Consider the following 20,597-nt stretch of genomic DNA (forward strand, 5'->3'; position numbering starts at 1 on the left):
AAACACATCAGGCATAGCCTAGCAGCCGAAACCACAGATAATCCAGCGGTAACAGCAACACCGCGCTAAGCAGAAAAATCAGTGCGCACAGCTGTAAACCGGCCTTCGCCGGAACGTTGCCGAGTCCCATCGCCACCACCACCGGCGATGCCTGATACGGCAGCAGCGGCGTGGCGTAGGCAAACACCTGCAACATGATCACGGTGAGCAGCGGAAAGCCAGACGCGTTCGCCAGTTCTTGCGCCATCGGCGTCACCATCGCCGGTACGCCGTTGGCGGTGAGCACGAAATTCAGTAGCGACACCAGCGCATTGAGCACCGCGAAATTGCTGAAAGATGGGTGTTCGTGCAGCGGCAACACGTTAAGCAACGCATTGGCGATCATCCGTCCCAGGCCTGAATCCACTACCAGTGTGGCGACGCCAAGAATCCCGGCAATGTAAATGCAGGTGCGGAAATTTACCCCGCTGGCAAAGTCCTCGCTGGAGATAAAACCTACGCGCGGCAATAAACAGATACAGGCTGCCGCCAATCCCACCCACGCAGCCGGTAAGCCGTGCACGCTGTCGGTCATCCACAGCAGCAAAGTGATCGCCAGCAGACCAATCAAGCGCCATTCGCTGCGGCTAAGCGCGGTTAAGCTGTCGCGCTGGTGGACCGCTTTGGGCTGCGCGCGAAACAGAAACAGCAGGCAACCTGTCAACAACAAGCCCTTAACGACGCCCACCACCGGCATATGCAGCAACCACCACGGCAACCATTGCAGGTGCAGCTGATACGCGCTCTCCGCCGCGCCGCTCATCACCAGATTCGGCACATTGGCGGGCAAAATACTGGCGGAGAGCTGGAAGGTGCCAAATCCCACTGCCAGCGCCAGGCCAATACTGCCGCGGCTGCCCGTTTTGATTCCTGCGCGTTCGCCCATCGCCAGCACCACCGGCATCAGCAGCGCGATGCGTCCCATATTTGAGGGCATAACAAACGCCAGCAGATAAGTCAGCAGCACGGTTCCCGCAATCATACGCGGCCAGCTTTGGCTAAGCGGCACCACCAGCCAGTTCGCCCAGCGCTGCGCCAGACCAACTTTGCGGATCGCCGCGCCCAGCACAAACCCGCTGAGTACCAGCCAAAACGCCGACGAGGCAAAACCGCTGAATATGCTGCTGGCAGGAGCCAACTTTAGCAACATCGCCGCCGTGAAAAACAGCAAAGCGGTAACGTATTCCGGCAAACGCGCGCTGGCCCATAGCAAAATGGTGGTGCCCACCACCAACGCGGTGAGCCAGAAGTTGAGATCTGTGGTCATTGGTGAACTCCCTTTCTTTTCCAGGTCGCCATTTAGCGGCGAAACTACGAGTGGGTACGTTATCTCGCCAGCTGCGTGAGCCAGTGGATTAGCGCAGCGCTGCCCGGCTGGCTGAGCGAGCGCTGCGGCCAGGCGAGGAAATAGGGTTTGCTGAGCGGCAAGCTAAGCGGATCGACAACCACCAGCTCGCCGCGCGCCAGTTGGTTGGCAATCAAACGCCGCTGACCGAGCAGCAAGCCCGCGCCTGCCACGGCGGCATCAATCGCCAGCGAGGTAAGATTGAAACTGAACGACGGCTGCGGCGGCGCATCGTCAATGCCTTTGGCCTGAAACCAGCTGCGCCAGTCAGGTAAGAAACGCCCTTCGTTGCCCCAGTCGAGGTGAATCAGCGGCGCATGCTGCAACACTTCCATACCGGCAAAACGATGCAGTAGTGCCGGGCTCGCCACCGGCAACACCTCATCGAGAAACAGCAGCTGCTTGTCCAGCTGCGGATAGCGATCTTCGCCGAAACAGATGACGAAATCGGCCGGCGTGGCGTTGAAATCCACTTGCGTATGGGTGCCGTGCAGCGATAAATCAATTTCAGGACAGTGCGCGCGCCACTGCGCGATGTTCGGCAGCAGCCATTTTGAGGCCAGCGCCGGCAGCGAATAGAGCGTTAATCGCGGTGCCGACGCCGCATGGCGCAGGTTTTGCTGGCCGAGGTGCAGAATGTCGAACGCCTCAGTGACATAACGCAGATACTCTTTGCCCATCTCCGTCAGCATCACGCCGCTTTGTGTGCGCACAAACAGCGTGCTGCCCAATTGCTCTTCCAGTTGGCGAATTTGCTGGCTCACGGCGGCGGGCGTTAACGCCAGCTGCGCAGCCGCTTTCGCCAGGCTGCCCAGTTCCGCCGCCACTTTGAAGGATTGAATGACGCTGATTTTGGGCAAACGTGGTGATGGCGCGGGCATTAAGGTTTCCTTAGCAAGGTGTTAAATTTTTATCGTTACGTATTAACATATCAGCGAGTTACAGTCTTTACACACCTGTAACACATGAGAAGTAAAACTATGTCTGCCTTGATTCGTTTCGATCTGCATCCGCTGGCCGATGCCGACTGGCGTCGCAACTGCCGTGAGCAACTTAATCAGCACGGCGCTTTAGTTTTGCGTCAGTTCCTGCAGCCCGCTGCGCTGCAGGCCATCATTGCCGAAGGCGATGCGCAGCGCCATCTGGCGTATCACACCGCCAGCAAACACAACGTTTATCTGATGAAAAAAGATGAGGCCTTCAGCGCCGATCATCCGCGTAATCGCGATGTCATTAGCACCAAAGGCTGCATCACCGATGATGTGATTGCCGCCGATTCGCCGCTGCGCCAGCTCTACAACGATGAACTGTTCAAAAGCTTCCTGTGCGATGTGCTGGGTGAAGAGGCGCTCTATCCGTATGCCGATCCGCTTTCGTCGATCAATCTGCACTACGCGCCCGACGGCCAGGAACTGGGCTGGCATTTTGATAACTCGTCGTTCGCCATCACGCTGCTGGTGCAGAAACCGCGCGCCGGCGCCGTGTTCCAGTACGTGAAAGATCTGCGCGATGCTGATGCCGGTCAGATGAATTTCGACGGTGTGGCGGCGGTGCTGGATCAGCGCCAACCGGTAGAAGCGCTGGCGATTGATGCCGGGGATTTGGTGCTGTTCCGTGGGCGCAATTCGCTGCATCGCGTTACGCCAACCGAAGGCGATATCACCCGCATGCTGGCGGTGCTGGCGTATAACACCGAGCCAGGCATTGCCCTGTCGGAAACCGCCCGCATGACCTTTTACGGACGCTTATAAATCGATTAACGCCCGCCAGCCACGCACAAAAATCTGCTGGGTGCGAAAAGCCACCAGCGCGCGCCAGTCAGCGTCGGCGGGCCAGAATCCTTCCACCAGCTCCTGCTTAATCGCCCGCCCGCTTTCACTGGCTGGATCGCCTTGCAGATGCAGCCAGTGATCGTCGCGCACGCGGCGATGCATCTCCTCGCCAGGATAGGTGCCGCACTCCACCACCAGCGGCAAAATCTGCGTCTTCGGTAGCGACGTCAGCAGAAATTGCGACACATAGCCGGTAGCCGTGGCGGTCACGCCGGTTTCGCTGTCGCGCCCTGCGCCGGTGAACAGCAGCGTTAACCATTCTCCATAAATCTCCTTGCCCCAGTCATGTGCGGCAAAACGCTGCTCGGCAATCGACAGCAGCATCGGATGACCCCACGCGCCCGCGCCGGTGTGCAGATCGAAGCTGATGATGGTTTTGGCCTGCGACAAGTGATCGGCGATGATGGTTTGCAGCGTGCGGTACGACCAGCCTGGCTGTTGGCCGCCGAAGAAGAAACCGTCCGCCGCGCCATATTGCCCCGCTTCCACCACGCGTTTTATCGCCGGCCAACCGGCGCTGTTGAGCGCGTCAGCTAACAGCTTATCGGCGCGGGCACGTTCCCCGTGGTAAATGCCATGCCACGCGGCGTAAGCGGGATTGGCGGGTGTCGGCTGTGAAAAATCGATAAAGTGGCGATTGAGGTCGATGTTGTCTTCATTGACGCGGCGTAAATGCGCCGCGCCCCACGGATTGAGCAGATGCAGCATCACGATAGCAGTATCCGCGGGCAGCGCCGTGAGGTTGAAGGTATCCAGCCAGGCGATCTGGCAATCGGAGCCGTAATAGCCTTCTACGCCGTGCGTGCCGGAGATCACCAGCATCAGCCGTGATGCGTTGGCATCGCCGATTATCGCTACGTCAGTGAAAAGTTCCTCGCCCTGCGGACCGGGTAACGGATGCGCGTAGGACGTTAATGCGCCGTTTTGCCGTTTGACGGCGGCGAGAAAGCGGGCGCGTTGAGTTGGGTAGTGCGGTAAGTTCGTCATGATTTTTGAGTGAGTGTGGGTGCGGTTGGTGGGCAAGGTCGTCATCAATGGCGACCTTGCGTGCAGATGAATTTTACGGATAGACCTTGAATTTGAAGTACTTCTTCGCCAGTTGATCGTAAGTGCCGTTGCTGTGCAGTTCGGCCAGCGCGTTGTTGATCAACTTCAGATTGGCCGCATCGTCTTTACGCAATCCAATGCCCACGCCATTGCCCAGCACCTCTTTATCCACCAGCGTGGCACTGATGACATAGTCTTTGCCGGCTGGCGTGTTAAGAAAACCTTGTTCTGCCGAAACCGCATTGGCCAGACTGGCGTCGAGCCGTCCCGCCACCAAATCAGGATAGATCTCCATCTGATTAGGGTAAGAAACCACACTCACGCCCTTGGTTGCCCACTGCGCTTTGGCGTAGGTTTCCTGAATGGTGCCCTGCGCGACGCCGATTCTTTTGCCGCGCAGCGCGTTAATGTCTCCCGTTAGCGGCGCTTTGGCGGGTGTAAGCAATGCGCTCGGCGTGACGTAAAGCATGTCGCTGAAGGCGACCTGCTCGCGGCGTTTCTCCGTCATCGACATCGCCGAAAGAATCGCATCAAACTTTCTCGCCTGCAGCGCCGGAATGCTGCCATCAAAACCAATCTGCACCCATTGGCACGTCACTTTGGCCTGGGCGCAGATCGCGTTGCCGAGATCGATATCAAAGCCCTGCAAAGAACCGTCGCTGGCTTTGGATTCAAACGGTGGGAACGTCGGATCAACGCCGAAACGCAAGGTTTGCTGGGCAAATGAAGCGTGGCTAAACGCGCTCAGTGAAAGCAGTAAGGCAAAGGACAAACTTTTCTTCATTGTATCTCCGGCAGGTAGCTAAATTCACAACGTCATACAGAGTTAATAACATGGTGGACATGATCTCACTACAGAAATTACGGATTTAATGCAGAGGGAATACTTATTAAACAGAAGGGGTTAAGAAATTTTATCTTCGGCAGTAAGAGAATCTTAATGCCGAAGATGAACGTTATGCGGAAACAAACTTAGTTTGGATACACTTTATAACTTTGGTCACTGAAATAGTGTCACGCGCAAGCGTATTCATTCCATGTATCGCGGTAAATAATATTTCCTTCCGTGTACTTCCAGGTGATCGCCTCATAACGCAACTCTAATGTTTCAACATGAGTGTTGCTCTGACCATTTGGGGCAAGGTAAGGCGAAACCGTGGTGATTTTAACGTTATCCAAAATGATATTGAAATATTCGGACTCAATGCCTGATTCAAGAATCCGATACATCTTGATCGTAGCTTTTTTAAGTGTGCGCCCTTCACATACAGCGCGATAAAGAATTGGTGTTGTCTTGTCGAACTCTTTTACTATCACGATAGGTTGATGGACTCGCGTTGCGGTCAATTTTCCCCTATTTGGATCTACTGGGATGGTTATGCCGTGTGAAAATGATTTTAATTCGATAGAACCTAACCTCAGTGGGATTAAACAACTTCCAACAATAGGCGAGCCATTTTCATCTTCTAGCCATAAATGTGCGGGCGTCGACATACAATATCCTTATCTGTTAACAGTTTTTTAAACTTCATCATTTTATGTAACGAGCCACGATGACCAGCGCGAATATAAAGAAAACCGCAATAGGCCAAACTGGACTTCCTGGAAAAAAATGAGCCTGAAGTAATGCAAAGACAATGGTCAATATTGCCGGTCCGTATATCCATACTAACGACCTAACTAATGAACACATTGAGTCTTTTATAAATTTAATCATAGTTACCTAATCAACCGGGTAATGATATCTGCAATATTTTCTTCAGTTGCCCACTGAGCATCCAGGGCACTCGCGCGTTGCATTACGGGTTCAATTAGGAAATACATCATTTCCAGATTCTGTAAATAGAGCGCTGAATAATAGACGGGATATTGAGTTTGAAGGCGGTGCGCACTATCTGCTGCCCTCTGAACAATACCATACAAAGCTGCTGCTCCCACTACACCACCGGCTATTCGCCCTATCAGCGCGCTGATCTCCATACTCAGGTTTAATCCCATGCGAACGGCGCTGGCTGCCGCCATAGCAAAACCTGCGTTAGTCAGTGAACTTGCAGCAATATGAACATTAAGCGTCACAAGCTTTTTCTTTATGTATTCTAATTGCTGTGCAGTTTTATATTTTAGCAGTTCTTCAAAATATACTTTAAGCATCTCAAAGCCAATATCTCCATGCCTGAGAAGTCGGTAAACCCCATCCCGAAAACGGATATCTTCATTTTTTTGCCGCAGGCATACATCGTTATATTCATCAGTGAAACAGGACGTGTAAAACAACGCTCGGGTAGCACCAGCACCGATTGATTTGACCTATTCCGCCACCTGTTTTCCGACGGCATCAACGGCATTGTCAAGTTTCATTACGAGAATTTTATTTGCTTGAAGATAACTGATGACTTCACTGCTGTTAAACATAACTTTTGCATCCTATATCCTTATAGTAACTGTGGTCTACGATACTGATTATCAAATTTTAGATCCACCTATTACGTTAGGTCATTTCTATATAACAAGTGCGCATGTCATTCTTTTGTCATAACTCGCTCACGCTGATGTCAGAGCCGATTGCATATCCTGATGGCCTACCTTCAAATCAGGAGTATTAAGATGAAATCGAACAAACTCACCCTTGCAGCGGGCATGCTGCTGGCTATCGCAGGCGGATGCGATTGACGTGCGCCTTTTGTCGCAGCGAATGCCTGAACAGGCGGTAGCGGAACTGCAGCCGCTGGTGGCGGCTTTCAATCAGATACTGGGGGCGCCTTGAACGGAGTTATCAACAGTTGAGCCAGGTTTCTACTGATATGGCGCACGATCTGCGCACGCCGATTAGCACGCTGATCGGCCAAACTGAAGTGGCACTGAGTCAGACGCACAGCGTCGTAGATTATCTGGCGCTGCACGGCGAACTGCTCGCTGATCCGCAACTGCTGCAACGCGCGCTGGCCAATTTGATCGCCAACGCGCTGCGCTATGGCGACCAAAACTCAACCATTCGCGTGTTTAATCAGGACCATTCGTTGACAGTGGAAAACCACGGCCCGGCATTAAGTGAGGAACAGCAGGCGCGCATTTTTGATCGTTTCTGGCGCGCCGATAGCTCACGACATCAGGGCAGCAGCGGTTTGGGCTTATCGATTGTGCGCAGCATTATGCGTTTGCATCAGGGAAGTTGTGAGATGCATAGCGAGAAGGGTGTGAATCGCTTTACGTTGCGGTTTCCGTATTGATCTTGCGCGATAAATCGCGCCGCTACAGAAACGTGCGTCCATCCGTAGCGGCGCAATTTATTGCGCGAAATATTTAAATAAAGGTAAAAATCTCGTCACGTGGCAAACGTGATTTCGGCAGCGCGGCGTTGAAATCCGCATCGCTGCGATAACCCAGCGACACCAGCACCACGCTGGTAAAGCCCTTCTCACGCAGACCCAGCGCTTGATCCAGCGCGCGCTGATCGAAACCTTCCATCGGTGTGGCATCAATGCCCAACATCGCTGCGCCCAGCAACAATCCGCCCAACGCCAGATAAACCTGCTTTTCCATCCACTGCGGCACATCGCGTGATTCATAGCGATGCATATCGACATAGCTGCGACGCACCATGTCATTGTTCGCTTTGCTTTCCGGCCTGGCGTAACGGCCATCAGCATCTTCCTGATCAAGCACGTTCTGCAAATGCGCTTCATCCAGATCGGTGCGCATGCACAGCGCGATAACGTGCGAGGCATTGCGCACTTTCGGGCTGTTATAGGCAAAGGCGCCATCGGTGGATGCGGCGATTTGCTCGCGACCCGCTTCGGTTGACGCCACCACAAAATGCCACGGCTGCGAGTTCACCGAAGACGGGCTGTTGCGCAGCACGTTCAGCAGGGTTTCGATTTCATCCTGCGGCAGGCTTTTACCTTGTTCAAAGGCTTTTACAGTGTGACGACGAGCGACTGCATCATTGAGTGTCATGGCCTATTCCTTTTTCTTTGTAGCGCGATAAATCGCGCCGCTACACAAGTGTGCGGATATCCGTAGCAGCGCAATTTATTGCGCGTGGTTTGCATCATTTATTGCGTTAAGTTGGTTAAAACCCGCTCAGCACGATCTTACCGCGTGCGCGACCGCTCTCGATCAGCGCATGCGCCTTGCGCAAATTGGCGGCATTGATCATGCCGTGATGTTCGCCGGCGGTGGTTTGCAGCGTTTTGTCATCAATCAGCTGGCTCACGCGCTGCAGAATCTCATGTTGGCGCTGCATATCGGCGGTATGGAACAGCGAGCGCGTAAACATCAATTCCCAGTGCAGTGAAATCGCTTTGCGCTTCAGCGGCACCGCATCCAGCGTCTCGGGATCGTCGATCAACGCCAGCTTGCCCTGCGGCGCGAGCGCATCAATCAGCTGATCGTAATAGCTATCGGTATGCGTCAGCGAGGCGACATAGCGCACCTCTTTATGTCCAATCGCCGCCAGCTGTTCGCCCAGCGGTTGAGAATGATCAATCACATGGTGCGCACCGAGTGAACGCACCCAATCCGCCGTTTCCGGGCGGGAAGCGGTGCCGATCACCGTCAATTTGGTTAGCTTGCTGGCGAGTTGCGTCAATATGGAACCGACGCCGCCACCTGCGCCAATAATCAGCAGCGCGGCGTTGTCATCGGCTTGTACCTCAAGACGATCAAACAGCAGTTCCCACGCGGTCAGCGAGGTCAGCGGCAGCGCGGCGGCATCGGCGTCATTCAGTGAACGCGGTTTGTGCCCGGCGATGCGTTCATCCACCAGCCCATATTCGGCATAGCTGCCGGCGCGCGTGATATCACCAGCGTAAAACACCTCGTCGCCCGGCTGGAACAGCGTGACATCTGCGCCCACTGCTTCCACCACGCCTACCGCATCCCAACCGAGAATGCGCGGCTTATCGGTCGGCGCACCGGCGCGCACTTTGGTGTCCACCGGATTGACCGCAATGGCGTGAATTTTTACCAGCAGATCGCGCGCGCCTGGCGTTGGCTTATCAACCTCAAGCTCATACAGCGCATTTTCATCGGAAATCGGTAAACCGTTTTGGCTATAAACAATGGCTTTCATCAGGCAGATCCTTATTCATCAGCAGGTTTGGTGAAGTAAATTCAGCATAGCGGTCCACAGCGCAATGAAAAATGCCAGTTGCAGGTGAACACTTTCACTCTTAGAGTGAAAATCCCTGCTGACTACCACGATGAATAAGAAGATGATCCGACTGGAAGATGTCACTCTGTTTGTGCGTTCAGCCGCACTCGGCAGCTTTTCACGCGCGGCGCGCGAGGTGAATTTACTGCCCGGACAGGTCAGCGCGGCGATTCAGCGGCTGGAGCGGGAACTGGATCGCCGCTTGTTCGCCCGTTCCACCCGCAGCCTGCGCTTAACCGCCGAAGGGGAAAAGTATCTGCCCTTTGCGCAGGAGATGCTGGCGCTGATGCATGCCGGTGCCGACAGCTTGCAGAGCGATGAAGATGCGCTGAGCGGCGAGCTGAAAATCGCGCTGCCGTCGGATATTGGTCGCAATATTTTGCTGCCGTTGATCACTGACTTTTGCCGCGCGCATCCGGCGCTGGCAGTGCGGCTCTCCTTTTCCGACCAGATCAGCGATGTGTTCCGCGATCCGGTGGATATCGCCATTCGCTACGGCAAGCTGGAAGACAGCAGCTACGTGGCGTTGCCGCTGGCGGAGGACAATCGCCGCGTGATGGTGGCGTCGTCGGATTACCTTGATCGTCACGGTCGCCCGCAACAGCTGGAGGAGATCGCCCAGCACCATCATGGCCTGCTGTTTATGATGGGCGGCCACGTTTACGACAAATGGACCTTTCCGCAGGATGGCATGCGCCGCCAGATCACGGTGAAAAGCCGCATGCTGTGTGATGATGCCGAAGTCGCGCGGCGCTGGGCCATCGCCGGCATGGGTATCGCCTATAAATCGTGGATTGATGTGTGTGACGATGTGCTGGCCGGCAGGCTGGAACGCGTAATGCCGGAGATGCCGGGTGAAAGCACGCCGCTGCACCTTATCTGCCCTCATCGCAAACAGTTTTCCCCCGCGATCCGCGCGCTGCATGAGGTGCTACGCACGCCGCTGCGTGCGTTAACCGCGAAGCTCACCCAGCATGAGTAGCGTCGCGATTTATCGTGCAGCTTTGTCATTGAACCTTGCGCGCTGCGTTGTAATTACTATCACACAGGGGCCCGCATTTAGGTCGTTATGCTCGTCAGTTAAGACGTGAAAATCCTTAGTTACCGAGAGCTCACATTGTAGCGGCGCAATGCATTGCGCGATAAATCGCGCCGCTACGGAAGAAGCGGTGATTTGATACGGCGTTTAACTGAGCGGCATTACGCCATGAATGGCGACCTCATCACATCAACTTACCCTGGAAAATCGGCACGGATTCGAACAGATAGCCATCAAAGTCTGGCGCATCGGCATCGGATAACTCCAGCAATGTGTTCTTGACGTTTTCCAGGTGCTGCCACATCGCCTGCCAGGAACCCATCACATCCCGGCGTCGCAGCGCGGCCAGAATGGTTTGATGATCGCCCAGCCACTTCAGGCGATAGGCGCGGGTTTCATACTGCGGTCGCAGTTGCTGCCAGAGCGGGCTGGCTTCGTGATGACGCCAGACGCTGGTCACTGTATCGAGCAACATCTGATTTTGCGTCGCGCCTGCCAGTAGCAGATGAAATAACTTGTCGTTATCCTGGCTGCTGTCGTTGAGTGCAATGGCGCGCTGCTCCTGCTCCAGCGTGCGGCGCAGGTTTTCAATATCGGCTTTGGTGGCCATTTTGGCGGCGAAGGCCGCGATGTTGCTCTCCAGCAGCTGACGCGCCTGCAACATCTCGAACGGGCCGACATCGCTGCGGAAAAAGGCCTCTTCCGCATCCTCACTTTCCGAAGGAATGCGCATCACGTAAACGCCAGAACTTTGACGAATATCCACCGTGCCTTCCAGCTCCAGCATTAGCAACGCTTCACGCACAATGGTGCGGCTCACGCCCCAGGTTTCGGCCAACTGCCGCTCTGGCGGCAGTCGTGATCCAACCGGATAATGACCATCAAGGATTTGCTGACGCAGATGCTGACCAATTTCCTGATACTGCTTTTTCTCTTGTGGCGCTTCGGCTTTTTCCACGCTCTCACCCTTTTGCATCATGGTGCATTCGGCCCGGCCGCGTCCTGTGCGAGCCGGAGCCTGACTGCTATCTGGGCGCTAGTGTACCAAAGCCAGTGCCTGATCGAGTACCTTTGCACCATTCAACGTGCCGTAAGCCACGCTATCGATCACCGCAATCGGCAGTTGATAGCTGTCGGTCAGCTTTTTATTCTCCTCCAGCTTAAAGCGCACCTGCGGTCCCAACAGCACCACCACCACGTCCTGACCGTAGTTTTGTAACTCTTCACGCAGGTTTTGTTCCGGAATGGCGTAGATCTGGTACTCAAGACCGCGTGCTACCGCCTCTTTCTCAATGCGGGTGACTAACATCGAAGTCGACATGCCTGCCGCGCAGGCCAGAATAATACGTTTCATCGGTTGTCCTTATTTGGCTTCATCGTCAATGTTGAGGGTCAATTGCTGGGTGTCGCGCAATTGACGGAACCAGTGCGCGGATTTCTTCATCCGCCGCTGCCGCTGGTTGTCGAGGTCGATCTCGATCAGTCCGTAGCGGTTTTTGAAGGCGTTCATTGGTGAAACGTTGTCGGTGAACGCCCACAGCATGTAGCCCTGACAGTTGCTGCCCGCTTCACGCGCACGCACCGCCTGGTAGAGATGTTCAGCAATAAAGTTGATGCGGTAGTCGTCCTGAATTTCGCCCTGCGCATCCTTAAACTGCGCTTCATTCTCGATGCCCATGCCGCTCTCGGCCACAAACCACGGCAGATTGCCGTACTCCTCTTTCATGCGCTGCGCCATGTCGAAAACAATGCGTGGCTGAATCTCCCAGCCGCGCGAGCTGTTCATGCGGCGGCCTGGCAACTCAAAATGTTCGTAGTAAAAAGCGGGATGGAATGGCGTCTCTGGGTGCCAGGCGCGTGAAGGCGCTTTAACACGATGCGGATAGTAAAGATTGAGCCCCACTTCATCGACGGTGTTGGCGGCGATGATCGCCAGCTCTTCCTCGGTGACATCCCACTGCACCTCATGTTTATCCAGCAGTTGCAGCAGTTCCGCTGGATAGACGCCTTTGATTGCCGGATCGAGAAACACCCGGTTGTAAAACAGATCGTAGATTTTTGCGGCTTTAACATCGTGCGCCGCCGAAGAGCGCGGATAGGTCACTTCCGGATTGAGAATGGTGCCCACCGTGCCGGCATAACCCTGCTGACGGAACAGCTTAACCACCTTCGCCGTGGCGAGATTTTTATGGTGATTCCACTGCATCCACTTATGGGTGTTCTGCTCATACGGCCAGCGCAGCGCATCAAGATAGACGCGCGTCTGCACCACAATCGGCTCATTGAAAACAAACCAGCGCGTCACTTTTCCGGCGTAGCGGGCAAACACCTTCTCGGCATAGCGAGTAAAAAGCTCAACCACATGTTTTGATTGCCAGCCGCCGTACTCTTCCAGCAACTGCAGCGGCAGTTCGTAATGTTCGAGACACAACATCAGTTCAATGCCCTGTCGCTGCATCTCATCAATCAACTGGTCGTAATAGGCCGCGTACTCCTCATCAACCACCGCGTTTTCATAATCGGTGAGAAAACGCGACCAGTTGATCGAGGTGCGATAGTGCGTCAGCCCCGCCGCTTTCATCAGCGCCACGTCTTCGCGGAAGCGGTTGATAAAATCTGTCGCCACCGCCGGTCCATAGCCGTTATGCCAGACGTGGCGATCCTGCTGATACCAGGCATCCAGATACGAATCCTGGCCGGCTTTTTTGCCGCTCCAGCCTTCGGTTTGCCAGGCCGATGCCGCCGCGCCGAGAATAAAACCCTGCGGCAGCGCAATGGTGTGCTTACTCATAGATCCTCCTTAATTTTGTGCCAGTTCGGCCTGCAGATTTTTTGCTTCCGCCGCTTCGGCGCGACGCGCGGCCACTTTGACAAAAGGCAGATAAATCAACACCGAAACTACGATGCAGATGATTTGCGTCACCACCGCGCCCATCGAACCGGCGGTAGAAAGCCACGCATTGATGATCGGCGGCGTAGTCCAGGGAACCATCACCACCGCTTTGCCGGCAAAGCCCATCACCGTGGCGAAATAGCCAATCGAACCGGTTACCAGCGGGGTGATGATGAAGGGAATGGCAAGAATGGGGTTGAGCATGATCGGCATACCAAAAATCACCGGCTCATTGATGTTGAATAAGCCAGGTCCAAACGACAGTTTGGCGATTTCACGCATCTCTTTGCGTTTGGTGGCAATCATCACGGCGGTTAACAGCCCGATAGTCAGGCCGGAACCGCCGATGCTCATGTACACGTCCCAGAATGGCATGGTGATGATGTTTGGCGCTTCCTTACCCTGCTCGAAGGCGTTCATGTTGACCAGAATCGCCCCCAGCAGCAGCGGCTCACGAATCGGTTTCACCATCTGGTTGCCATGAATACCAATCACCCAGAACAGCTGGGCAACAAACATCAGCAGCAGAATGCCCCACAAGCTCTGCACCACCGATTCCAGCGGCTGCTGCACCACTTTGTACACTGCGTCGTACAGGTACATGCCGGTGATCTGATGGAAGATAAAGCCAAAGGTGGCGACCAGCGTGACGGTGATGATCGACGGAATCAGCGCAGAAAATGACGCGGCAACGTTCGGCGGCACGGTATCCGGCATTTTGATTTTCAGCCGTTCAACCTGCTCCAGCCGGCAGTAAATCTCCACCGACAGAATGGCGATAAACATGCCGAGGAACAGACTTTTGGTATCGGAGAACTGTTTTGCCAGCACATCGGTTACCACGTGCATCTGGCCATCCACCAGCATTTGCAGCGTGGTGGGCGTCACCGAGATGAAGCAGATGATCGCCAGCAGGCCGGGAAACAGCGTTTTAATGCCGTTGATGCGGCCCAGTTCGATACCAATCAGAAACACCGCACCGATATTCAGAAAGCTCAGCGTGGCGTAGTTAATGCTGCTGGTGATCGGTTTCAGATCGGCGAGAAACGACAGCGCAGAGAAACTGGCGAGGCCATTTTTCGGATCCAGCACCATGTTGGAAATCAGCACCGAAAACGCGCCGACGATGATCACCGGCATCAGCGTAATAAACGAGGCTTTGATCGCCATAATGTAGCGGTAGCTGTTGAATCGCGTGGCAAAGCTACCCAGTGAATCGATAAGACGTTCCTGTAGAGACATTGGTCAACCCTCAGCGGTTTTAGGTGTTATGCATCAGCTTGATGGTTCGTGGCATACCAAAATGGCGATATTCGCCGTTAATTTCTGTGATCATGCTCGCGGAACTCATTTTTGGTATTCCGGTAGCATCGTTATTACCAATTTGGCATACCAATAAGTGAGGCGGATATGGATTTTGAACAAACGATGATGGAGTTGCTGATTAATGCCGGTGAGGCGCGATCGCAAGCCATGATGGCGATTCAGCAGGCGCGTAAAGCTGACTGGCACGGTGCCGATGAGGCTTTAGCAGCATCCGACGAGGCCGCAAAAGCCGCGCATAAAATCCAGACCGCGTTAATTGGTGCCGATGAAGGCAGCGGTAAAGTACCGGTCACGCTGATTTTGGTGCATGCGCAGGATCATCTGATGACGGCGATGCTGTGCCGCGATTTGGCGGGCGAGTTGGTGCTGTTAAGGAAGGAGTTGCATGGGGAGTAAGGATGCAGCAAGGATGAATAGTTAAACCATTCTGGAAGAATGCAGCTTCAGGCGATATAACATTGGTTCACTTCCGCCATCGCAGAGGAACCTATGGCGCTGTCACATGAACTGATTCTTATCTACACCACCTATTTCGTCGCTACCGCCAGTCCCGGCCCGAGCAATATGGCGATTATGGGCACGGCGATGAAACAGGGACGCGGCGCGGCGCTGGCATTAGCGAGCGGCGTGATTGGCGGTTCAATGATGTGGGCGCTGCTGGCGGCTTGCGGGGTTCTCACCGTGCTGGCCACCTTTGCGCAACTGCTGGTTGTGCTAAAGATTGGCGGCGGATTGTATCTGCTGTGGCTGGCGTTTAAGGCGGGGAAATCGGCGCTGCGTCGGCCAGATGCCAGTGAATTCGCACCGGTCAGCGAAAAAGCGCGCTTCGGCAGAATGTTTCGTCAGGGCATTTTGATGCACGTCGGCAATCCTAAAGCGATTTTGACGTGGGTGGCGATCATGTCGGTGGCGTTAAAACCGGGTGCGGCGGCATCAACCTTGCCGATGATTATTGCAGGCTGCGCGGCAATTTGTGTGCTGGTGTTTGGCGGTTACGCGCTGCTGTTTTCCACCGCGGTGATGGCGGCTTTCTATCGCCGTATCCGTCGTGGGCTGGATGCGCTGCTGGCTTGCTGCTTCACAGTTGCGGGATTGAAACTGGTGTTTAGCCGGAGTTGATGTAGCGAGGTCGCCATGAATGGCGACCTGAAAAAACCATACTGGTGCGCATTTGTGCGCACCCATACATCAGGAATTATTCGGCGGCGTGGCGTCGGTTTCACTGAACGCGGGCTTCTGGCGCGTTACAGAATAGACCACGTTTTTCGGGCTGTTCGGATCGGTGGTGACATCCACGGACGCGATGGTCACTTTGCCAAAACCAAACAGCGTCTGCACGTAACCACCAATCTGGTGTTTACCTGGCGCAACACGAATTTCTCGTTTTTCACCCTTCTTCAGCAACCCCGCATCCTGACCATCTACCGTCACATAGACAGAAGAACCGTCATCGGTACGCGTCACCAGGTGCGAAACGTTAATCACCGTTGGGCCGGTCTCGAATGGAGAAGGCGAATCATTATTGTCGATTGGCGCGCCGGTTGCAGGCTGAGCGGCGGATGCGTCCGCAGTCGCAGTGCTGTCATGAGATGTACCAGTAACGGCGGCAAGGCGGGCGCAGCCGGTGAGCATGATTGTTGCCATCAAAGTGGCTAAAGTGAAGCGCGATAACATCGTGACGAAAAACCCCTGCTAAATGAGAAGCGCGTATTTTAACGTGCCTTGCAGAGTGATGACAGTCACACAAATACAGTATTTTCCGAAAACCGCTTAATAAATACCCGGCTGAAAGCGCGTCGCACGGAATGCGAAACGAAACGGCGGCCACGCAGGCCGCCGGAGGGAATTACCAGCTGTAGCTGACGGAAGCCACAATGGTGCGACCGCTGCCGTAGAAGCAGGCGCTTTCATTACTGCATGACGCCACGTAGTGCTTATCCGCGATGTTGTTGACGTTCAGCTGCAGCGTGGTGCCGCGCAGCGAGTTCGCCGCTTCGCCCAGCTCATACTTCGCCATCGCATCATACAGGGTGTAGTGCGGTACTTTATCGACGCCAATTTCATCCGCTGGCGCGGTGCCGGTATAACGCACGCCGCTGCCCAGCGTAAAGCCGCTCAGCACGCCATCGAGGAAGGTATAGCTGCCCCACGCCGACGCCGCATGACGCGGAATGCTCGACGGTGAATGGCCGATGCGCTGCGTGATACTGCTCTCTTTGGTCACCGCATCGGTGTAGGTATAGGCCGCTAACAGTTTGATCTCTGGCGTGATCTGCGCATGCGCTTCGGTTTCGATGCCCTTCGAACGCACTTTACCAATCTGCTCGTTATAACCGGTCACGCTGTTATAAGCGGTGATGTTTTTCTGCGTGATATCAAACGCTGACACGGTAAACACCGCATCCCAACCTACCGGCTGATACTTCACGCCCACTTCGGTCTGTTCGCCGGTGGTCGGTTTGAACGGATCGGTGCCTGGCGCGCCGCTGTTGAGGTTTGGCTCGAACGAGGTGCTGTAGCTGACGTACGGTGAAATGCCGTTATCAAACGCATACAGCAGACCCGCGCGGCCAGTGAACTTGTTGTCATTCTGCTGGGTTTCACTGTCGTCGGTGCGATCCTGCGTGCGCACTTCGCTCCAGTCGTGACGTCCGGAGAGCAGCAGGTTCCACTGATTCCACTCCAGCTGATCCTGCAGATAAACGCCCACCTGATCGAGCTTCTTGCGCGTGCTGGTAGTGAGCGTCAAATCGCTCTCGTTGATGCTGATCCGTGTCGGATTCGCCCAGTCGAGGATGTACTGATCGCCGCTGTCACGCCACAGTTTGTTATCCACGTCGCTCCACTTGTAATCCAGCCCGCCGAGAACGGTATGCGCGATGTTGCCGGTTTCAAAGGTGGCTTTCAGCTGGTTATCAAGACCCAACTCTTTCGACTTGATCTTGTCATGCTGCGGACGACGGTTGATCGAGTGATCGTTATCCGCATCAAAGGTATACACCAGATATTTGTACGATTCGTCCATGTTGCTGTAGCGCAGATTCTGCGTGAAGCTGACGTTATCGCTTAAATTGTGCTCGAAGATATAGCCGATCGAAGTCTGTTCGCGCTTGGCTTCGTTGAAGCTCGGATCGCTGACGTTGAAATCGTAAGGTATAAAGCCCGCGCTGCTCTCTTTCAACGTACCGCTGGCCGGCAGGAAGTTACGGTATCCCGCTTTCGGCTCGTTCTGATACATCGTCAGCAGCGTTAAGCTGGTGTCCGCGTTCGGCAGCCAGGTTATCGCTGGCGCAATCGCCATGCGCTGCTGTTTGTTGTCCTTAACGAACTCATGTTTGCTGCTGGCAATACCGTTCAGGCGGTAGAACAGCGTGTTGTCATCATTCAGCTTGCCGCCAAAATCAAACGCTGCTTCACCCAAATGCTGGTTGCCGGTGCTGAGCTGCACTTTGTGAATGCTCTGCGCAGTTGGGCGCTTGCTGGTCATGGCCACGATACCGCCCGGATTCACCTGGCCGTACAGCACAGAAGCTGGGCCGTGGATCATCTCTACGCGCTCCAGCAACCAGGGATCGATCTGCCCCGCTGCGCCCGCCTGGCCGGATAAACCGTAGCTCAGGCCATCGAGGAATTTCGGCGCATAGCGGAAACCGCGCGCGATGATCTCATCATTACGGTTGGAGTTACCGCGATAGTTGGTCAACACGCCGCTGCTGTAGCTCAGCGCATCGGCGACGGAGGCCGCAGCCTGATCGTCCATCTGCTCGCGGGTAATGACCGAAATGGATTGCGGGGTTTTGCGCAGCGGCGTCGCGGTTTTGGTGCCTGCCGCGCTCTCTTTCGCCACGTAGCCCTGCAGCGGCGAAGTCACGCTTTCACGCGTGTCGGCGTTGACGGTTAGGGTCTCTTCGGCAGCCACACTGAAGGCGGCTGGTGTCACCAACAAAATTGAGGCCAGAGAAAGGTACAGAGGATTGAATCTGAACTGCCGTGCCACAGCAGGTATTGCTGAATTTTTAGCGTTAACGGACATAGTTGCCATCTCTATTTCAAACTGCCTTGTAGATGAAATAATCCGTTCAGTCGCCCTCGCCCAACGACAAGGGCTGTAACGGATTGAAATATTAGTCTCTTGCGTTATTGACGGTCCTAATTTCCCTGCGTGACGTCCTTCACAAAATAATCCACTGAAATTACGAAGGTTTATCAGGCACGAAAAATCATATTGCAAATGTAAATCGTTATCAATAGCATTTGCATTAGCTTTGGTTAAGTAAAGACAGTGAACAAAATGTGGAGATGGGTTGCAGGATGTTTCAAACAAGCGCAGAAAATACAACGCAGACTTGGTTGCCCGCCGGAACAGTTGCGCAATGGTTGCAGCAGGCCGAAATAGGAAGCGAAAGCTGGTGGCAGCGGCTATATGCGGTCGGTACGCCGCTGGTGGAGCGTGACGAAAGCGGTCAAACGACCATGCACTTCTTCTGGCGCGATCCCGAAGGACATTCCGCACGTTCTTCCACTGAACGGGTTTATATCGATATTAACGGCGTCACCGATCACCACAGCGAAGCGCCAGAAAGTCTGGTGCGCGTCGGCGACAGCAACGTCTGGCATTGGTCGACTGCCATTGAATCTGACTGGCGCGGCAGTTATAGCCTGATCCCCGCCACCGCGCAGCAGTTACCGCCGCTGTTTTGTGGCGATGATGCCGACTGCCGCGCGCTGCAGCGTAAGTGGTGGATCTCGCTGATGCCGCTGGCGATCCCCGACAAATTCAATCCCACGCCGCCGTTTCTCAGCAGCCGCCGTTTTGCGCTGAGCAACGCGCACATGCCGGATGCGCCGGATCAATCGGCCTGGCGCGCGCTGGATGCCGGCATGGCGGAAACCTGGCCGGATACGCTGCAAACCCTGCAGTGGCACAGCGCGTTGCTCAACGTCACGCGCAACGTCTGGCTTTATAGCACCGGAACAACCGCTCAGCCCGAACAGCGTCCGCTGGCGATTCTGCTCGATGGACAAAACTGGGTGTACGGTCAACCAATTTTCAGCGCGCTGGATCAGGTCACCGCCGATGGCGCACTGCCGCCCGCCTGCTGGCTGTTTATCGATGTCATCGACAGCCAGCACCGCGAAGCCGAACTGCCGTGCAATGAAACCTTCTGGCAGGCGGTGCAGCAGGAACTGTTGCCGCTGGCACGCCAGCACGCGGCCTTTAGTAGCGACGCTGACCGCACGCTGGTGGCCGGGCAAAGCTATGGCGGACTCGCCGCGCTCTATGCCGGATTGCACTGGCCGCAGCGTTTTGGCCGCATTCTTACGCAATCCGGCTCCTTCTGGTGGCCGCATCTGCAATACATCCGCGACTACGCCAATCGCGAGCAGCACGCACCCGGCTTGCTACTCGAGCGGCTGCAACAGGGCGATTTACCGCCGGGCAAGCTGAAGATTTTCCAGGAAGTGGGCGATCGCGAGGCGGACATGGTGTACGTCAACCAACAGATCGCCCCGGCGCTACAGGCCGCAGGCCATGAATTACATTTTCGCCGCTTCGCCGGAGGGCACGATGCGTTGTGCTGGCGTGGCGGTTTGATCGACGGCTGCCGCTGGCTGCTGGCCGATTTTCTCTCCCCTACATCAACCTCTGAAGGTAACCACCATGTCTGAACAACAGAATCCGTTTGATAACGACGCGCTCGATTTTCTGGTGCTACTTAACACGCGCCAGCAGTACAGCCTGTGGCCGGCTTTTGCCCCGGTTCCGGCAGGTTGGCACATCGTGGCGGGACCGCTGACGCGCAGCGCCGCCATTGAGTTTATCGAAGCAAACTGGCACGACATGCGGCCAGCGACGCAACAGACGTCGTCTACCGCGCATTAAATTTTTTTAACTTTCTCTTTTTTAAATTGTTTTTCTCGAC

At 55.0% G+C, this 20,597-nt stretch carries 20 protein-coding genes and 1 pseudogene; 7 read left to right on the forward strand and 14 right to left on the reverse strand.

Annotated features, from left to right (window positions below; translation table 11 throughout):
• Positions 1–7: 7 nt before the first annotated feature.
• Positions 8–1,306 carry an SLC13 family permease gene (locus KVT28_RS11290; RefSeq protein WP_217548467.1) on the reverse strand — a complete coding sequence of 433 codons (1,299 nt, stop codon included), beginning with the start codon at positions 1,304–1,306 and terminating at the stop codon, positions 8–10.
• Positions 1,307–1,365: 59 nt separating this feature from the next.
• Entirely contained in the window at positions 1,366–2,265 is a 900-nt protein-coding gene (locus tag KVT28_RS11295; RefSeq protein ID WP_101761726.1) for a LysR substrate-binding domain-containing protein, read from the reverse strand.
• A gap of 99 nt (positions 2,266–2,364) precedes the next feature.
• Here KVT28_RS11295 and KVT28_RS11300 point away from each other — a divergent pair, with 99 nt between their 5' ends.
• Positions 2,365–3,135, forward strand: coding sequence for a 2OG-Fe(II) oxygenase (locus KVT28_RS11300; protein ID WP_217548469.1), 771 nt, complete (start codon positions 2,365–2,367; stop codon positions 3,133–3,135).
• Here KVT28_RS11300 and KVT28_RS11305 read toward each other — a convergent pair.
• From KVT28_RS11305 to KVT28_RS11320, 4 genes and pseudogenes are all read right to left on the reverse strand, one after another.
• Positions 3,130–4,203 carry a DUF2817 domain-containing protein gene (locus KVT28_RS11305; RefSeq protein ID WP_101761792.1) on the reverse strand — a complete coding sequence of 358 codons (1,074 nt, stop codon included), beginning with the start codon at positions 4,201–4,203 and terminating at the stop codon, positions 3,130–3,132. The two genes, KVT28_RS11300 and KVT28_RS11305, sit on opposite strands and share 6 nt — an antisense overlap.
• 73 nt (positions 4,204–4,276) lie before the next feature.
• Complete coding sequence (locus KVT28_RS11310) at positions 4,277–5,047, reverse strand: transporter substrate-binding domain-containing protein (RefSeq protein ID WP_101761728.1); 771 nt, start codon at positions 5,045–5,047, stop codon at positions 4,277–4,279.
• Between the two features lie 230 nt (positions 5,048–5,277).
• Positions 5,278–5,757, reverse strand: coding sequence for a type VI secretion system tube protein TssD (locus KVT28_RS11315; protein WP_061719111.1), 480 nt, complete (start codon positions 5,755–5,757; stop codon positions 5,278–5,280).
• Between the two features lie 225 nt (positions 5,758–5,982).
• Positions 5,983–6,675, reverse strand: a pseudogene (locus KVT28_RS11320) (hypothetical protein).
• Between the two features lie 368 nt (positions 6,676–7,043).
• On the opposite strand from KVT28_RS11320, the gene KVT28_RS11325 reads away from it, so the two are divergent.
• Entirely contained in the window at positions 7,044–7,490 is a 447-nt protein-coding gene (locus KVT28_RS11325; RefSeq protein WP_240632886.1) for an ATP-binding protein, read from the forward strand.
• Positions 7,491–7,563: 73 nt separating this feature from the next.
• On the opposite strand, the gene nfsB is transcribed toward KVT28_RS11325, so the two are convergent.
• Together nfsB and KVT28_RS11335 are read right to left on the reverse strand one after the other, a co-directional pair.
• A complete protein-coding gene (gene nfsB, locus KVT28_RS11330) occupies positions 7,564–8,217 on the reverse strand; it encodes an oxygen-insensitive NAD(P)H nitroreductase (RefSeq protein WP_101761730.1) in 654 nt (217 codons plus the stop codon).
• 115 nt (positions 8,218–8,332) lie between these two features.
• Positions 8,333–9,334 carry a zinc-binding alcohol dehydrogenase family protein gene (locus KVT28_RS11335; protein WP_101761731.1) on the reverse strand — a complete coding sequence of 334 codons (1,002 nt, stop codon included), beginning with the start codon at positions 9,332–9,334 and terminating at the stop codon, positions 8,333–8,335.
• 142 nt (positions 9,335–9,476) lie between these two features.
• Here KVT28_RS11335 and KVT28_RS11340 point away from each other — a divergent pair, with 142 nt between their 5' ends.
• A complete protein-coding gene (locus tag KVT28_RS11340; protein ID WP_101761732.1) occupies positions 9,477–10,397 on the forward strand; it encodes a LysR family transcriptional regulator in 921 nt (306 codons plus the stop codon).
• 241 nt (positions 10,398–10,638) lie between these two features.
• Here KVT28_RS11340 and KVT28_RS11345 read toward each other — a convergent pair whose 3' ends face one another.
• The 4 genes from KVT28_RS11345 to KVT28_RS11360 all read right to left on the reverse strand — a co-directional run bounded on the left by KVT28_RS11345 (position 10,639) and on the right by KVT28_RS11360 (position 14,589).
• Positions 10,639–11,412 (reverse strand): FCD domain-containing protein, encoded by a 774-nt coding sequence (locus KVT28_RS11345; RefSeq protein WP_036650080.1) that lies wholly within the window; start codon positions 11,410–11,412, stop codon positions 10,639–10,641.
• Between the two features lie 78 nt (positions 11,413–11,490).
• Positions 11,491–11,808, reverse strand: coding sequence for a PTS sugar transporter subunit IIB (locus KVT28_RS11350; RefSeq protein WP_101761733.1), 318 nt, complete (start codon positions 11,806–11,808; stop codon positions 11,491–11,493).
• A 9-nt stretch (positions 11,809–11,817) separates the two neighbouring features.
• On the reverse strand, positions 11,818–13,245 hold the full coding sequence (locus KVT28_RS11355; protein ID WP_176973434.1) for a glycoside hydrolase family 1 protein: 1,428 nt from the start codon (positions 13,243–13,245) through the stop codon (positions 11,818–11,820).
• A 9-nt stretch (positions 13,246–13,254) separates the two neighbouring features.
• Positions 13,255–14,589 carry a PTS sugar transporter subunit IIC gene (locus KVT28_RS11360; protein WP_061719102.1) on the reverse strand — a complete coding sequence of 445 codons (1,335 nt, stop codon included), beginning with the start codon at positions 14,587–14,589 and terminating at the stop codon, positions 13,255–13,257.
• Positions 14,590–14,757: 168 nt separating this feature from the next.
• Between KVT28_RS11360 and KVT28_RS11365 the strand changes: the two genes are divergently transcribed.
• On the forward strand, positions 14,758–15,069 hold the full coding sequence (locus KVT28_RS11365; protein WP_101761735.1) for a PTS lactose/cellobiose transporter subunit IIA: 312 nt from the start codon (positions 14,758–14,760) through the stop codon (positions 15,067–15,069).
• Positions 15,070–15,162: 93 nt separating this feature from the next.
• Entirely contained in the window at positions 15,163–15,792 is a 630-nt protein-coding gene (locus KVT28_RS11370; protein WP_101761736.1) for a LysE family translocator, read from the forward strand.
• Positions 15,793–15,861: 69 nt separating this feature from the next.
• On the opposite strand, the gene KVT28_RS11375 is transcribed toward KVT28_RS11370, so the two are convergent.
• Together KVT28_RS11375 and KVT28_RS11380 are read right to left on the reverse strand one after the other, a co-directional pair.
• Complete coding sequence (locus tag KVT28_RS11375) at positions 15,862–16,347, reverse strand: hypothetical protein (RefSeq protein WP_101761737.1); 486 nt, start codon at positions 16,345–16,347, stop codon at positions 15,862–15,864.
• A gap of 172 nt (positions 16,348–16,519) precedes the next feature.
• Positions 16,520–18,706, reverse strand: coding sequence for a TonB-dependent siderophore receptor (locus KVT28_RS11380; protein WP_101761738.1), 2,187 nt, complete (start codon positions 18,704–18,706; stop codon positions 16,520–16,522).
• 278 nt (positions 18,707–18,984) lie between these two features.
• Between KVT28_RS11380 and fes the strand changes: the two genes are divergently transcribed.
• Both fes and KVT28_RS11390 read left to right on the forward strand, forming a co-directional pair.
• The gene (gene fes / locus KVT28_RS11385; RefSeq protein WP_101761739.1) at positions 18,985–20,343 is read left to right on the forward strand and encodes an enterochelin esterase; all 1,359 of its coding nucleotides are present in this window, start codon (positions 18,985–18,987) and stop codon (positions 20,341–20,343) included.
• Positions 20,336–20,557 (forward strand): MbtH family protein, encoded by a 222-nt coding sequence (locus KVT28_RS11390; RefSeq protein WP_101761740.1) that lies wholly within the window; start codon positions 20,336–20,338, stop codon positions 20,555–20,557. Before fes ends, KVT28_RS11390 begins: the two co-directional genes overlap by 8 nt.
• Positions 20,558–20,597 lie beyond the last annotated feature (40 nt).

This window comes from Pantoea sp. GbtcB22 (assembly GCF_019091025.1).
GTDB lineage: Bacteria > Pseudomonadota > Gammaproteobacteria > Enterobacterales > Enterobacteriaceae > Pantoea > Pantoea leporis.